Below are 16,114 nucleotides of genomic sequence, written 5' to 3' on the forward strand. Positions count from 1 at the left end.
TTTCAAAATCTCAATTTATAATTTGTGAAAATCAGCAATATTTATTTTAACTAAAATCGCTTATGAATGGTATTTTTGTAAACCAAAAAGCAGGTGGTATAGATTTTTCCTATATCAACTGCTTTCCTATTATACTAACTTAAGCCAAGCCACACACTCCACATGAGTCGTATGCGGGAACATATCAACAGGTTGTACTTCCTGTGTTTTATATCCGCCTTCTTCTAGTACTTTTAAATCACGTGCTAATGTTGCTGGGTTACACGATACGTATACGACGCGGTTTGGCTTCATGTCGATGATTGTGTTTAGTAATGCTTCGTCACAGCCTTTACGCGGTGGGTCTACGACCATTGTGTCGGCGATTACGCCTTCTTTGTACCATTTTGGAATGACTACTTCTGCTTCTCCTACGCCAAATTCAGCGTTTGTCATGTTGTTTAGTGCTGCGTTTCGGTTTGCGTCTTCGATTGCTTCTGGGACGATTTCAACGCCGTACACTTTTTTCGCTTTTTGCGCTAGGAATAACGAGATTGATCCGATTCCGCAATAGGCATCGATTACTGTTTCGTTACCATTTAATTTTGCGTATTCTAACGTTTTATCGTATAGCACTTTCGTTTGTTCTGGGTTTACTTGATAGAATGAACGTGCTGAAATCGCAAATTTAATGTCACCGATAAAGTCATAAATATATTCTGATCCGTACAGTACTGTCGTTTTGTCTCCGAAAATTACATTCGTACGCTTCGTATTTACGTTTTGAACAATTGATTTTACTTCTGGGAATTTCGCTGCAATTTCTTCAATGATTGCTTTTTTGTTCGGCAATTCTGCTGTACGTGTAATGAAGACAAGCATAATTTCCCCTGTTACTTGTCCGTAACGAGCCATTACGTGACGAAGTGTTCCTTTGTTACGCTCTTCGTTGTACGCAATGATACCGTGCTTTTCACAAATACGTTTTACTTCTTGGATTAATGTATCGTTTTCTTCTGCCTGAATTAAGCATGATTCCATATTAATGATGTCATGCGTTCCTTGGCGATAGAAACCAGCTACAAGCCCACCTTCACGTTCTCCGATTGGTACTTGTGCTTTATTGCGGTATACCCACGGGTTCTTCATGCCAAGTACAGGATGAACAGGAACATCACCTAGTCCTCCAATACGCTGCATAACGTCACGTACTTGTTTTTCTTTCGCTTGTAATTGTCCTTCATAAGTTAAGTGCTGAAGCTGACAACCGCCGCACTGATTATATACTGGGCATTCAGCATCTTTACGATATGGACTTTCTGTATGAAGCTTCATTAAACGACCAAATGCAAAGTTTTTCTTCACTTTAATAATTTTAATTTGCGCTTCTTCACCTGGTAATCCGTTTTTAACGAAAATAGGATAGCCCTTTACTTTCGCAACACCGGCACCATCATGTGTTAAATCTTCAAATACTACATCTATAAACTCGTTTTTCTCAACTGGTGGCGTCATTTTAGTACTCATTTTCCGACCTCTCTTTTTCATAACACTGCGTTACATTTTATCATACTTATATGGTCTTTTTCTATTGGAAGAAAAAAAGCTATTGACGATACTTCTCTGTTAATGTTACGCTACTACTAATTTAATACGGACGATGTTACCTCATATATACTTGATAATATGGATCGAGAGTTTCTACCCGGCAACCTTAAATTGCTGGACTATGGGGAAAACTAATGAATATTAGCCTATGCGCAAAAAAGGACTCATATTGATTAGCTTTCTCTCATAGATGAAAGTGAATCCATATGGGTCTTTTTTTATTTTTATTTTTCTAAAAGGTCAGACATCTTACGTATGACATAAAACCTCGTTCTTTTATTTTTAGTAATATAACGAGCGTTTTATGTACAAACTTTATACGAACTTCTGAAAGGGGCAACTACATGCAATATGTAATGAGCATTATCGGTATTCTTGCCGTGTTAGGTTTATGTTTTGCTTTGTCAAACAACAAAAGTAAAATCAACTTCCGTGCAATTGCAATTATGATTGGTTTCCAAATTTTAATCGGTTGGTTTATGTTTGCTACAAAGGTTGGTCAACAAATCATTATTTTCATTAGTAAAGTTTTCAACAAACTAATTAAACTTGGTACGACAGGTGTCGATTTTCTCTTTAATGGAATTCACAGAGATTTTGTCTTTTTCTTAAACGTATTATTAATTATCGTATTTTTCTCAGCACTACTTTCAATCTTTAGTTATTTAGGTGTTTTACCATTCATCGTTCGCGTTGTCGGCGGTGCTATTTCAAAAATTACTGGTTTACCACGCGTTGAATCATTCCACGCAGTAAACTCTGTATTCTTCGGTTCAAGTGAAGCGTTAATCGTTATTAAAAACGATTTACAGCATTTCAATAAGAATCGTATGTTTATCATTTGTTGTTCTGCGATGAGCTCCGTTTCTGCTTCTGTTACAGCATCATACGTAATGATGTTAGATGCAAAATACGTACTAGCAGCTCTTCCGCTAAACTTATTCTCAAGCTTAATCGTTTGTTCGTTATTAACACCAGTTGATACGAAAAAAGAAGATGAAGTGATTCAAAAATTTGATAGAACTCTATTCGGAGACAGCTTTATCGGCGCAATGATTAACGGTGCGCTTGATGGTTTAAAAGTAGCTGGTATCGTTGCCGCATTAATGATCGCCTTTATCGGTGTAATGGAAGTTGTAAACTACGTAATTAGTGCAGCTTCAGGCGCAATGGGACATGCTGTTACTTTACAACAAATCTTCGGTTATATACTTTCTCCATTCGCATTCTTAATGGGTATTCCAACTCAAGATATTATCCCAGCCGGTGGTATTATGGGTACAAAGATTGTTTTAAATGAGTTTGTAGCAATCCTTGATTTAAAAGACACAGCTACAACATTAGCTCCACGTACAGTTGGAATCGTTACAGTATTCTTAATTAGCTTCGCAAGTATTAGCCAAATTGGTGCAATCGTTGGTACAATCCGTGCCCTTTCTGAAAAACAAGGAAGCGTTGTTTCTAAATTTGGTTGGAAAATGCTATTTGCATCAACACTTGCTTCTATTTTATCTGCGACAATCGCTGGATTGTTTATTTAATAAAAAATCACCTTACTTTAACGAGTAAGGTGATTTTTTTGATTCTTTATGAAATCGAGTGAAATTCAACTGCTTCTTCTGTATTGATAATCCTATCTTTATATATACCTTTTATTGAAATGTAAATGATAGATTTGTTTATGTTTTTTAACTTTCCTAATGAAAAATGATAAAGTAATCCATCGCTTTTTAAAGTCCACATCTTCCCACTCCATGGACCAGTAGCTTTTTGTTCATCCGACGCCTTTATTTCACCTTCATATTCGCATTCTCCTAAAGGAGTTTTAATTATATTCTTCTCTGTATCAATTCGAATATTTTTAATTAGCTTCAAATTTTCATCAGAGAGAATTTGAATTTCATGATCTTTCTGTTTAAAAAAGAGTTTTCCGTCTTTGGTATTTACATATTCTGCATTATTCATTTTATCTATCATAAAATCATATTCTTCTTTTGTAATACCTAAGTTTTGATGATAAGGAAACGTTTTTTTCGGTATAATTTCTTCTTCGGCATACTTCAAATACCAATCTAAATTATTTGTAATACTATCGCTCATTTTATTTCCTATTTTCTCTAATTTCTCTTTTATCTCATAAGGAAATTCTAGTGTCATAATATCCGCCGTCACTTCCGCATTCATAAGATGCGATGGAATATACTCTTCCACACTATTCGCTTTACTCACTTCACTTTGACAACCAACTATAAATAGCGATATGAAAAAGATATATATTATTTTTTTATATTTCATTTCTATTCTCCACTCCATACATTATTCTTACTTAGTTTTATAGCGGTTTTTATTATAGTATAAAATCTTTATATTTTAATAAAATCCATACCTGTATGCAAAATTGCATATTAATAAGTCTTCTTCTTACTTTAAAATTAGCTTAAATCACTTTCCAAATTATACAAATAACAAGTTTAAAATGTTATAATTTTCAAAAAACCATTGGAGGATATTATGAAAGCCCACGCAATTTTCGATTTCTTACATTTACTAGTCTTAACGCTGAAAAGCTATTATGTATGGGGAATGCCTATCTATGTCTTCATTATTCCTCTTATCTTTGTAGTCGGTTATATTATTATTAATTCTAATAAGAAACAAAAAAATACATCTATTCAAAGTCACTAATCTATTACCTTAATAGCCTCCTAAAAATCATATTCCCCTCATTTTCTTCAAATGATATGATGAACAAGGGTATATCCCCACCACTCTTATAGCGGTGGGGATTTTAATGTCAATATGCAACATACTACACAATAGAAGGTGATTTTCATGAGGAAATACGCAGCAATTGCTTTATGTACGTCTGCCATTCTAGCAGGCTGTAATACTAACAATGTAAGTCCAGAACCTAAAAAAGAGAAAACGGCTCAAGGGATTAAGAAACAAGAAGAGACTGTGCAAAAACAAGGTAAAATCTCATATAATGCAGTTACACACGAATCTACAAACACAAGTATTCATATTACAGACATAAAAGATTCTTTAAATGAAGTACAATATAAAATTTGGCGCACAGCTGATGGCAAGGAACGTGCTAAATCTTTTTCTTCTAAAGAAAAAGAGAAACAATTCACACTTCCTTTTGATATAAAGGAATTTGAAGGAAAACGCGGTGAGTTCCAAATTGAAGCAACAGGAATGAAAGAAGATGGGAAAACAATCCCGCTTACGAAATCTACTATTACTTTCGAACAAAAGGTTCCTGTTCTTATGTATCACGCAATTGATGATTATCATGGTCAAGGTATTAAAGACTTATTCGTCTCACCAGCTAACTTTGAAGCACAAATGAAACATTTAAAGGACAATGGTTATACGCTGTTAACGTTTGAACGCTGGGGCGATATAAATAAAGTAAATAAACCGATTTTCGTTACATTTGATGACGGTATGAAAAATAATATGAATGCATTTCGCGTTTTACAAAAGCTAAAAGATGATACTTTTAAACCGGCAGCAACAGAATATATGATTGTTGATAACGTTGATGTAGAAGGTGCCCTTTCTACTTCTGAAATAAAAGAAATGGTTGATTCCGGCATTTTCTCAGTACAATCTCATACTGCAACACATGCAGACTTACCGAAAATTACAAACTATGAGGAAGAGTTAAAAGGTTCAAAAGAAAAGCTAGAAAAAATAACAGGTAAGCCTGTTATCGCGATTGCTTATCCATTCGGTCATGTAGATGATAAGGTTGTTGCAGAAACGAAGAAGTATTATCAATTTGCGACAACGACAAAACCTGGGCAATTCATTACGAAGGGTGAACCTGATGAATTGTTAAAGATGAAGCGCGTTCGTATACACCATACAACGACTGTAGAGCAGTTTGCTTCTTCAATTAAGTAAATGTAAGAGCTCAATACATTTTGAGCTCTCTTTTTACTTTATATTTATATATATTTTTAGAATTTTCTTGTATTATATATAGTAAGAAATCTTTCAAATTAAAGGAGATTATACATATGTCATTTGAACAAACGTTAGAGAAATATGCTGCTCTTGCAGTTAATGTTGGTGTTAATATTCAACCTGGACAAACTTTATCAATTAGTGCACCTCTTAAAGCTGTACAATTTGTACGCCTCGTTACAGAGAAAGCATATAAATCTGGTGCAAAACACGTATATGTGGATTGGAATGATGAGACGTTAACACGCTTAAAGTTCGATCTAGCTCCTGAAGAAGCTTTCTCTGAATTCCCTTCTTGGAAAGCACATGCTCGTGAAGAATTAGCAAAAGAAGGCGCTGCATTTATGTCTATCTATGCAGAAAACCCTGATTTATTAAAAGGTGTAGAAGCAACACGTATCGCAACAGCTCATAAAGTAGCTGGAGAAGCGATGAAAGTATACCGTGATTACGTACAAGCCGATAAAGTAAGCTGGTGTGTAATTTCTGTTCCTACGAAAGAATGGGCTGCGAAAGTATTCCCTGACGTAGCGCCAGAAGAACAAGAAGCAAAGTTATGGGATGCTATTTTCAAAGCTACTCGTGCTGATTTAGAAAATCCTGTAGAAGCATGGAAAGAACATGATGAAACATTACATACAAAAGTGGATTACTTAAACGAAAAGCATTATAAAGCTCTTCACTATACAGGTCCTGGAACAGATTTAACAATCGAACTTCCAGAAAAACATGTATGGGCTGGTGCTGGTAGCTTAAATGAAAAGAACGTACCATTTATGGCTAATATTCCAACTGAAGAAGTATTTACAATGCCACTTAAAACAGGTGTAAACGGCCAAGTTTCTAGTACAAAACCGTTAGTATTTGCAGGTAATATTATCGATAATTTCACGTTAACATTTGAAAACGGACGTATCGTAGACTATAAAGCTGAAGCTGGTGAAGAAGCTTTAAAACATTTAGTAGAAACAGATGAAGGGTCTCACTTCTTAGGAGAAGTAGCTTTAGTACCTCATGACTCACCAATTTCAAACACAAATGTTTTATTCTACAATACACTATTTGACGAAAATGCATCTTGCCACCTTGCAATCGGAAATGCTTATGCATTTAACTTAGTTGGCGGAAAAACAATGTCTAAAGAAGAACTTGCTGAAAACGGCGCAAACGCTAGTATCACACACAACGACTTCATGATTGGATCAGCTGAGCTTGATATTGACGGTATTACAGCTGACGGCAGACATGAGCCTATCTTCCGTAAAGGTAACTGGGCGTTTTAAATTAATTACCATAAGAAACACATTGGATAATCCAATGTGTTTTTTATTTATTTGGTTTCAATTCAAATTTTATCGTTCTATTTTCACGCGTAAACTCCGGTCTATACGTAGCGATATACGTATTTTCTTTCGCTACATCAAATAGCATGATATCTTGAATTTTTTCATCTGGTGCTAACTTTTTACTAATAAAGCTATCAGGGTTATTATATTCTTTAAATCTTGTACCTTTCTTATCGGTAATCTCAAATTCATAAAATGCAAAAGGTATTTCCTTTTTACTATTATTTTCCACTTTGAAAATAACCCCCAAAATCTCTTCTTTCTTTTTATCCTCATCATAATCCGGATATCCTAATTCAACTGAATCGATAGTTACTTGCAAACCATCTACGTCTACTGTCTCCCCTATTTTATACACTTTATCTTGAACATCTTCTTGTTTACTTTCATTACTATCTTTAGTCTCAGTGCAAGCACTTAAACTAAAAGCTATGCCAAAAATTAAAACAATTTGACTCACCTTTTTTAACATACTCTTTCCCCCACATAAGACAATATTTCATATGTATCATAACAAAACGCTTTACTCTTTCTTGTCATATTTTGTCGTATTAATTGCTAACTGCACAAATAGAAAAAAGCTATCTTCTACAAAAGATAGCTTTCATGATGCCGATGAAACCTTAAGCCCAATGACACCCAAAACAATAAAGAGAATACAAAATGCTTGGAATAAGCTAATATGCTCTTTAAAAAAGTAAACACTAATGATTGTAATAAGTAACGTTCCAACGCCAGACCAAATGGCATAAGCAATACTTAAATGAATCTTTTTAACGACGATAGCAAACACGCTGAAACAAATTCCATAAAATACGAAAATAAGTACACTTGGAACGAGCTTTGTTAAACCATTTGATAGTTTCATTGCGATTGTTCCAGCTACTTCAAAAATAATTGTAACAAGTAATAATAGCCAATATACCATACTAGAATCTCCTTCTCTGTTACCTTATAGAGATTCTAGTATACTACTTATAGTCCTAATGAAATATATTTAATTTCTAAATATTCCTCGATGCCGAAATGGCCTCCTTCACGGCCGATACCACTTTCTTTAAATCCACCAAATGGTGCTTGTGCAACTGATGGAAGACCATCGTTTAGACCAATAATACCGTACTCTAGCGCTTCACTAATTTGGAATGCTTGGCTAATGTCTTTCGTGAAAATATACGCAGCTAAACCATATGGTGTATTATTTGCACGTTCAATTACTTCATCAACTGTTTTAAATTTCGCAACTGGTGCCACTGGCCCAAATGTTTCTTCATTCATACAAAGCATCGTATCATTTGCCAACCCAATTACAGTCGGTTGAATGAAATGTCCCTCTAACTCTGCGACCTTTTGACCACCATATAAAACTGTTCCACCTTTTTGAATAGCATCTTCAATATGTTCTTGTACTTTTGAAACTGCATTCTCATCAATAAGTGGCCCGACAGTCGTTCCGTCACCGAAACCGTCTCCTACTTTCAACTGCCCTACTGCCTTTTGGAACTTCTCTACAAATACTTCGTATACTTCTTCTTGAACGAATACTCGGTTTGTACATATACACGTTTGTCCTGCATTACGGAATTTCGAACCAATCACCGCTTCTACTGCTTTATCTAAATCTGCATCATTCATTACGATAAACGGAGCGTGTCCCCCTAACTCAAGCGAAACTTTTTTCATCGTTTGCGCCGCACTAGCCATTAACTCTTTCCCGATTTCCGTTGACCCTGTAAAGGACACTTTTCGAACGCGACCATCTTCCATCCATGTATCAGCAATTGCTTTTGCACTACCTGTTACGATATTGATTACGCCCTTTGGAATATCTGCTTCATGAGCTAATTCAGCTAATTTCAATGCAGTTAATGGCGTTTGACTTGCCGGTTTCACAACGGTTGTACAGCCTGCTGCAAGCGCTGGGGCTACCTTTCTCGTAATCATAGCAGCTGGGAAGTTCCAAGGTGTAATAGCTGCCATAACGCCAACTGGTTGCTTCATAACTAAAATGCGCTTATTCGGATGAGAAGCAGGAATCATTTCACCATATACGCGTTTCCCCTCTTCTGCATACCATTCAACAAAACTGTTTGCATAATTTACTTCACCAAGCGCTTCTGCAAACGGCTTTCCTTGTTCCTTCGTCATAATCGCTGCGATCTCTTCTTTATTTTCATCAATAAGCGTAAACCACTTTTTTAACTTCGTGGCACGATCTGCTGCCGTTAATTTAGACCACGTTTTAAAAGCTTCATGTGCAGCATCAACAGCTTGCTTTGCCTCTGTTACTCCGCCTTTTGGTACAGTTGCAAATATTTCCTTCGTCGCAGGATTATTTACTTCAATTTGTTCTTGTAGTGTAATCCACTCACCATTTATATACATCGCCTTTTTATCTATACTTACGAAAGTCGCCTTTTTATCCAATGTTTTCTTCCTCCTCTATGAACTTCTTAATTTTCCTAGTAGCAGCAGATTGACTAATTTGCAAAAAATCAGCCACTTTATAACTTGATCCATACGTTTTATACGCTTTAAGAATAATATTTCTCTCTACCTCTTCCAGCATTTTATAAAGGCTTTGCCCCGATTGTTCAACTGCAGCCTCTTGCATAGAGAGTGGCAAATCCTCTACCGTTACAACATCATCGACAGTAATAACAATTCTCTCAATTACATTCTCTATTTCTCTATTGTTTCCTTCCCACGGATATCCAACAAACATTTGTAACGTACTCGGCGCTAGTTTCACATCACGTCCGTACTTTTTATTAAAGTGCTGCAAGTAATGATAAATAAGCGGCAAAATATCTTCTGTTCTCTCCCTAAGCGGGGGAATTGCAATTGGAATGACATTCAGACGATAGTATAAATCTTTCCGAAATGTTCCTTGTTTCACCATCTCGCTTAAATCTCTATTTGTTGCCGCCACAATTCGAACATCCACTTTTTTTAATTCTCTTCCGCCTATAGGACGAAATGTTTTTTCTTGCAATACTTGCAAAAGCTTCGCTTGAATTTCAATCGGCATTTCACCGATTTCATCTAAAAAAAGAGTTCCTTTATGCGCGGATTCTAATAGTCCCTTTTTCCCTTCACGATTCGCACCTGTAAAAGATCCACCTGAATATCCAAAAAGCTCCGATTCAATTAAATTAGTTGGCAATGCCGCACAATTAATTTCATAGAAACTTTCATTCTTACGGTGACTCACTTCATGTAAATGGCGTACTAATCGACTTTTTCCTACTCCAGTCTCGCCTAAAACGAGAACAGTACTATCCACTACAGATACTTTTTTGATTGTATCGACTATTTTTTGCATAGCTAGACTTTTAAAAATAAGTCCTTCATGCTCATATGTTTCTCTTAATTCTTTTTTATATGTTTTTAGCTGATTATCCATTTCCTCTACCTTTTGACGTAATTGATAGAGTTCAGTAAGGTCCCGAGAATAACTAATCACTCTTCTTAAATTTCCCTCATCATCAAAAACAGGCCTTGTACGAACGTGTAAATACTCTCCTGATTTTGTAGTTTGAACGAGTTCAATTGGCCTCTTTTTTTCAATCACTTCTAATGTCGCTGATGGATAAAAGATTCCATCCTTTTGTAGTTCTTTTACATGCTTACCAACTAACTCTTCTGCAGCTAGTTGATAGTGCCTTTCACATGTACTATTTACACGTACAACGATCCCTTGCTCATCTGTAACAAAAATTTCGTCAAACGCATATTCAAATACATCTTTTAAATCCATTAACACTCGTTCCTTTTCTGCAACCATCCTAGCCCCCCCCTAACTTCAAATCCATCGATCCACTTCACTACCTTTATTATAAAGTGAATTTTCTGCATTTAATATAGAGTCAGCTAGAATGTTTGCTATTTATACTTCAGTTTTTAAACGCGAGCGATGTTTGTTTGCTCATAACAAGCTTGCAATGATTCTTCAATTATTGTTAAACCTTCTTCAAGTTGCTCATCTGTAATAACTAAAGGCATTAACACACGGATAACATTTCCATATGTTCCTGCTGATAATAAAAGTAACCCACGCTTATTTGCTTCTGCACATAGATTAGCCGTTAACGTTTTGTCAGGTGCTTTCGTCTTACGATCTTGAACGACCTCAAATGCACACATTGCTCCTAACCCACGCACATCACCGATGCAATGATATTTATTTTTCATCTCTTCGAATCGGTTCATTACGACTTTTCCTAATTCTATCGCTCTATCATTTAATTTCTCATTTTCTATTACATCGAGAACAGCTAATGCAGCCGCACATCCTAATGGACTTCCTGCATACGTTCCACCCAGTTCACCTGGTGCAGACTCATTCATAATTTCTTTACGTCCAATGACACCACTTATCGGTACACCAGCCCCTAATGATTTAGACACTGTAATTAAATCTGGAACGACATCATAATGATCAATTGCAAAATATTTTCCTGTACGACTAAAGCCTGTTTGTATTTCATCCGCTACAAATAAGATGCCATTCTCTGAACAAATGCGGCGTACTTCTTGAACAAATTTCTTACTTGGGACGATAAATCCACCTTCCCCTTGAACAGGTTCCATTACAACAGCTGCAATTGTTTCTGGCGCTACTTCCGATATGAAGAAGTTCTTAAACTCTTCAATAATAAAATCATCATACTGCTCTTCCGTTAATCCCTCTGGGCGACGGTATTCGTATGGGAATGGCGCTTTATATACTTCTGGAGCAAAGGGACCAAACCCAAATTTATATGGCTTCACTTTACTTGTCATCGTCATTGTCATTAATGTACGCCCGTGGAAACCCTTAGAAAATGCGATAATACCAGGTCTCTTCGTATATTTACGAGCAATTTTCACCGCGTTCTCAACTGCTTCTGCACCACTATTTAAAAAGAGGACTTGCTTATCGAAACTTCCTGGTGCCAATGCCGCAAGCTTTTCCGCTAATTCAATATATGGCTCATACATCATGACATTAAATCCAGTATGAATGTATTGATCGACTTGTTTATGGAGCGCTTCTTTAACCGTTGGATGACAATGTCCTACGTTAATTGTCCCGATTGCTCCTGCAAAATCAATGTACTGATTGCCATCAACATCTGTTACAAGAGCACCATTTGCAGATTGTACAAACGTTGGGATGCCGTTACTTACTCCTTTTGGTACTATATTTTGACGGCGTTCTAATAAAGATGCCGCTTTCGGTCCTGGAATTTGTTCATTTACTTTAGCAAATTTTTTCGTGTTCATTGCGTACCCCATCCTTTTCTTTACATTGTTTTCTCTTTTTATTGCAAAATGTATGCCAACTTTCTTTTCTAGCATTTATCCTATATTCTTTGTATCCAGGCACAAAAATAAGTCTATAAAGACTCATTAAGAGTCTTTATAGACTTATTTTCCTTACACATTAGACTTTTCTTTCTCCCAGAAAAACTCACCCGATTGAGAAATAAACTCCCCAACAGAATCTAACACTAAATCAGCAAGTGGTTCTAATGTTGGACTGTCTCCCGTACCAGATAGCACCCCAATTGCATAGCAATCGCCATTTTTGGCTAAATGTAAATCAGTTGGCGTATCTCCAACAACCGCAACCTCACATGATTCTAAATTAAATTTCTCACAAAACACTTCTATAATCTTTTTATCTGGTTTTTGCGCCGGGAATGTATCCGAGGCTATAATATAATCAAAAAAGTTTTCCAACTTATATTGTTTTAAAAATAATTCTGTCGGTGCAAAATCGTCCGCCGTGACAACCCCTAATATAAATCCTTTATCTTTTAATGCCTGTAACACTTTCGGTAAATCCGCTGTCATTTTCATATGCGAACGATACTCATACATAAGGGAAAATAACTTCTCACTTACCCACTGATGCATCTCTTCTTCTCTAGCAGACTCAATATAATTACAAAGCCCCTTCGCTACATCAAGGCTTGTTCCAGCAGCTATTGCACTCCTCGGATTAACAAATTCTCCCTCTACACCAATCTCTTCTAATAAGGTCTGCCCTATTGTACTTGGTAAATGATATAAACTTATACATTCAGCTACAAGTTCTTCAGCTACTTTTATCCAGATTGAATGAAAATCCATTAATGTCCCATCTTTATCAAATAGTATTGCTTTTACCTTCTCCATAGCACCCTACCTCTCGTTTCTTATCTCCTCCAGTGTATCAATAAAATATGGATGTAAAATAAAAGAATTGTAAAAATACCATAAAAATCAAACTAACTCCCAATTTACAATTCGTTTTAACAAAGTAAAAAAGGATGCCTTTACAGGGCATCCTCTTGATGTTCAGGAACAAATAGTTCTAAACAATGATATATATTTTCGAATTCCATCGGTGCATCTCCACCGTACTCACCATCTAAATTAATCATTAGTTTATCTGGTGAATGTACTTTAATTCGGTTCGCTTGTGTATATAACACTTTTGGGTTGTTAATATGTTCACCACGTTGTGCTTGTGTTGCTGCTTTAATCAAATCAGCGATAGAACCTTTTTTCAGTACTAACAGGTCGAATAACCCATCGTTAATAGATGCATACGGTGCTACCTTTTCAAATCCACCTACTGAACGAGTATTCGTAATTAAAAACATCGTAATTTCTTCTTGTAGTAATTTTCCATCATACTCAATTTCAACATATGTTGGATGTAATGATGGTAACATCTCAATACCTTTTAGGTAATAAGCAAGTTGTCCTAATACTGTCTTTAACTTACTCGGTACTTCGTATGTTAATTCTGTAATACGACCGCCACCAGCGATGTTAATAAAGTATGTATCGTTCGCTCTACCAAGGTCTAATGGCACTGTTTTTCCTTCGCAAATAATATCTGCTGCCTCTTCAATAGAACGAGGTACACCAATCGCACGTGCAAAGTCATTTGTCGTTCCAACTGGAATAATTCCAAATTTCGGACGGAATTCATGTCCAACTAAACCGTTTACTACTTCATTTAATGTACCGTCGCCACCAGCGGCAATAACAACATCAAACTTACGATCCGCAGCTTGCCTCGCCGCCACAGTAGCGTCTCCAGGGCCCGTTGTCGCATGACAAGATGTCTCATAGCCAGCTTGTTCTAATTTTTGTAATACTTCTGGTAAGCTCTTCTTAAATAGCTCACGCCCAGAAGTAGGATTATAAATAATTCTTGCTCGCTTCATCATTTATTAGCACAGGAAATTTCTTTATGTATCGAAAAAGAACATACCGAACTTCTATTCAGTATTCCCATGCCTACCTCCTCTCATCTTGCTATCCTTCTTTTATCCCGCTCAAACAGGCAGTAAGAACCCGATTCGTGTAGTCCATCAAAAGTAAATATTCATTTCAATGGTTTTGTTTTATTTAACCCAAAAATTTATCCCGCTATTTGCGGGCAGTAAATGCCCGATTGGTCTGGGCTAATAATCAGCTTTGGATGAACCTCCTACTGATTAAAGTTTCACTTTATTTCTATCCATTCTTCCATAAAAATTTACATATAACGAATAATAACTATCTATTATTTCATGAGATGAAAAAAAACCTCTATGTTTAGATTTATCATTATTCCCACCTTTTTGCAACTATCATACCATAGTTGCTATACAAACATTTTTCCACTTTTGACAGTTAATCAAACGTTTGTTTAAACGATTTTGTCTCATTTAAACAAACGTTTGATTAACCTAGAAAAACACCCATGTACGGGTGTTTTTCTGCTTAATCTTTAAAAGTCACTACTATTATCGCTTATTAATCTCTTCAAGTAAGATTTTGTTAACAAGCGGTGGATTGGCTTGTCCTTTTGTAGCTTTCATAATTTGACCAACTAAGAAGCCAATTGCACGGTCTTTACCGTTTTTAAAGTCTTCGATAGATTGCTCATTATTATCAAGAATTTCTGTTACAACTTTACGAAGTGTACCCTCGTCAGAAATTTGAACAAGACCTTTCGCTTTAACGATTTCTTCTGGGTCTCCACCTTTTTCAATTAATTCATTAAATACTTTCTTCGCGATTTTAGAAGAAATTGTACCTTTTTCAATTAATTGAACCATTTTAGATAAACCAGCAGGCGTTAATGCAACGTCTTTTAATTCTTTTTGTTGTTTGTTTAAGTATGCAAGTACTTCACCCATTAACCAGTTCGATGTTAATTTCGCATCAGCACCGCCTGCAACAGTTGCTTCAAAGAAATCAGACATTTCTTTCGTTAATGTTAATACGTGTGCATCATAAGCTGGTAAGCCAATTTCTGCAACGTAGCGAGCTTTACGCGCATCTGGAAGTTCTGGAATAGAGGCACGAACTACTTCTTTCCACTCATCGTCGATGTAAAGTTCAACTAAGTCTGGCTCCGGGAAATAACGGTAATCGTCAGATCCTTCTTTCACACGCATTAAGATTGTTTTCTTCGTTGCTTCATCATAACGACGTGTTTCTTGTTGGATGATACCACCAGATAACAGTTCTTTTTCTTGGCGCACTTGCTCATGCTCAAGACCTTTTTGTACGTAAGTGAATGAGTTTAAGTTTTTCAGTTCCGCTTTTGTACCGAACTTCTCTTGTCCAACTGGACGAAGAGAAATGTTCGCATCACAACGCAAGGAACCTTCTTCCATCTTACAATCAGATACACCAGTGTATTGAATGATTGATTTTAACTTCTCTAAGTATGCATATGCTTCTTCTGGCGTACGCATATCTGGCTCAGATACGATCTCGATTAAAGGCATACCTTGACGGTTGTAGTCTACTAATGAACCATCAGCTGTATGCGTTGATTTACCAGCATCTTCTTCTAAATGAAGACGTGTAATACCGATACGTTTCTTTTTACCGTCTACTTCGATTTCAATCCAACCATTTTCACCAATTGGCTTATCAAATTGAGAGATTTGGTAAGCTTTCGGGTTATCTGGATAGAAATAGTTTTTACGGTCAAACTTTGTTTCCGTTGCGATTTCACAGTTTAATGCCATTGCAGCTTTCATTGCAAAGTTAACTGCTTCTTTATTTAAAGTAGGAAGCACCCCTGGGTATCCTAAGTCAATTACACTTGTTTGTGTATTTGGCTCCGCTCCGAATTCTGTTGGACTCGCAGAGAAAATTTTCGAATTTGTTTTTAACTCAACGTGAACCTCTAAACCAATAATTGTTTCTAAATTCATCTA

Annotated in this window: 14 protein-coding genes and 1 riboswitch; of the genes, 4 read left to right on the forward strand and 10 right to left on the reverse strand. The window is 36.2% G+C overall.

The features are described from left to right. Positions 1-129: 129 nt before the first annotated feature. Positions 130-1,506 (reverse strand): 23S rRNA (uracil(1939)-C(5))-methyltransferase RlmD, encoded by a 1,377-nt coding sequence (gene rlmD, locus RT27_RS21880; RefSeq protein ID WP_043937492.1) that lies wholly within the window; start codon positions 1,504-1,506, stop codon positions 130-132. 121 nt (positions 1,507-1,627) lie between these two features. Further along, positions 1,628-1,729: riboswitch (purine riboswitch) on the forward strand. 202 nt (positions 1,730-1,931) lie between these two features. On the opposite strand from rlmD, the gene RT27_RS21885 reads away from it, so the two are divergent. After that, positions 1,932-3,128: a nucleoside transporter C-terminal domain-containing protein gene (locus tag RT27_RS21885; RefSeq protein WP_016083714.1), complete on the forward strand. Its 1,197-nt coding sequence runs from the start codon at positions 1,932-1,934 to the stop codon at positions 3,126-3,128. A gap of 46 nt (positions 3,129-3,174) precedes the next feature. Here RT27_RS21885 and RT27_RS21890 read toward each other — a convergent pair whose 3' ends face one another. Continuing rightward, complete coding sequence (locus RT27_RS21890; protein ID WP_043937493.1) at positions 3,175-3,882, reverse strand: hypothetical protein; 708 nt, start codon at positions 3,880-3,882, stop codon at positions 3,175-3,177. A 216-nt stretch (positions 3,883-4,098) separates the two neighbouring features. On the opposite strand from RT27_RS21890, the gene RT27_RS35320 reads away from it, so the two are divergent. The 3 genes from RT27_RS35320 to RT27_RS21900 all read left to right on the forward strand — a co-directional run bounded on the left by RT27_RS35320 (position 4,099) and on the right by RT27_RS21900 (position 6,848). Further along, a complete protein-coding gene (locus tag RT27_RS35320) occupies positions 4,099-4,272 on the forward strand; it encodes a hypothetical protein (RefSeq protein ID WP_000643592.1) in 174 nt (57 codons plus the stop codon). Positions 4,273-4,419: 147 nt separating this feature from the next. Further along, positions 4,420-5,502 carry a polysaccharide deacetylase family protein gene (locus tag RT27_RS21895; RefSeq protein ID WP_029441479.1) on the forward strand — a complete coding sequence of 361 codons (1,083 nt, stop codon included), beginning with the start codon at positions 4,420-4,422 and terminating at the stop codon, positions 5,500-5,502. A 116-nt stretch (positions 5,503-5,618) separates the two neighbouring features. Further along, entirely contained in the window at positions 5,619-6,848 is a 1,230-nt protein-coding gene (locus tag RT27_RS21900; protein WP_043937496.1) for an aminopeptidase, read from the forward strand. A 43-nt stretch (positions 6,849-6,891) separates the two neighbouring features. On the opposite strand, the gene RT27_RS21905 is transcribed toward RT27_RS21900, so the two are convergent. From RT27_RS21905 to gatB, 8 genes are all read right to left on the reverse strand, one after another. Further along, positions 6,892-7,383 carry a DUF4352 domain-containing protein gene (locus RT27_RS21905; RefSeq protein ID WP_043937497.1) on the reverse strand — a complete coding sequence of 164 codons (492 nt, stop codon included), beginning with the start codon at positions 7,381-7,383 and terminating at the stop codon, positions 6,892-6,894. A gap of 132 nt (positions 7,384-7,515) precedes the next feature. Further along, positions 7,516-7,839: a multidrug efflux SMR transporter gene (locus RT27_RS21910; protein ID WP_000263262.1), complete on the reverse strand. Its 324-nt coding sequence runs from the start codon at positions 7,837-7,839 to the stop codon at positions 7,516-7,518. A gap of 47 nt (positions 7,840-7,886) precedes the next feature. Continuing rightward, positions 7,887-9,338, reverse strand: a complete 1,452-nt coding sequence (gene gabD / locus RT27_RS21915; protein WP_029441477.1) for an NADP-dependent succinate-semialdehyde dehydrogenase — start codon at positions 9,336-9,338, stop codon at positions 7,887-7,889. Next, complete coding sequence (locus tag RT27_RS21920) at positions 9,331-10,698, reverse strand: sigma 54-interacting transcriptional regulator (protein WP_029441476.1); 1,368 nt, start codon at positions 10,696-10,698, stop codon at positions 9,331-9,333. Before RT27_RS21920 ends, gabD begins: the two co-directional genes overlap by 8 nt. A 116-nt stretch (positions 10,699-10,814) precedes the next feature. Then, positions 10,815-12,179, reverse strand: a complete 1,365-nt coding sequence (gabT, locus tag RT27_RS21925) for a 4-aminobutyrate--2-oxoglutarate transaminase (RefSeq protein WP_001093019.1) — start codon at positions 12,177-12,179, stop codon at positions 10,815-10,817. A gap of 153 nt (positions 12,180-12,332) precedes the next feature. Then, a complete protein-coding gene (locus RT27_RS21930) occupies positions 12,333-13,076 on the reverse strand; it encodes an HAD family hydrolase (RefSeq protein ID WP_043937500.1) in 744 nt (247 codons plus the stop codon). A gap of 140 nt (positions 13,077-13,216) precedes the next feature. Continuing rightward, entirely contained in the window at positions 13,217-14,122 is a 906-nt protein-coding gene (locus RT27_RS21935) for a diacylglycerol kinase (protein ID WP_000977679.1), read from the reverse strand. A gap of 561 nt (positions 14,123-14,683) precedes the next feature. Continuing rightward, a complete protein-coding gene (gatB, locus tag RT27_RS21940; protein ID WP_043937501.1) occupies positions 14,684-16,111 on the reverse strand; it encodes an Asp-tRNA(Asn)/Glu-tRNA(Gln) amidotransferase subunit GatB in 1,428 nt (475 codons plus the stop codon). Positions 16,112-16,114: the final 3 nt, after the last annotated feature.

It is taken from the genome of Bacillus sp. L_1B0_5 (genome assembly GCF_000836715.1).
GTDB classification, from domain to species: Bacteria; Bacillota; Bacilli; order Bacillales; family Bacillaceae_G; genus Bacillus_A; species Bacillus_A thuringiensis_S.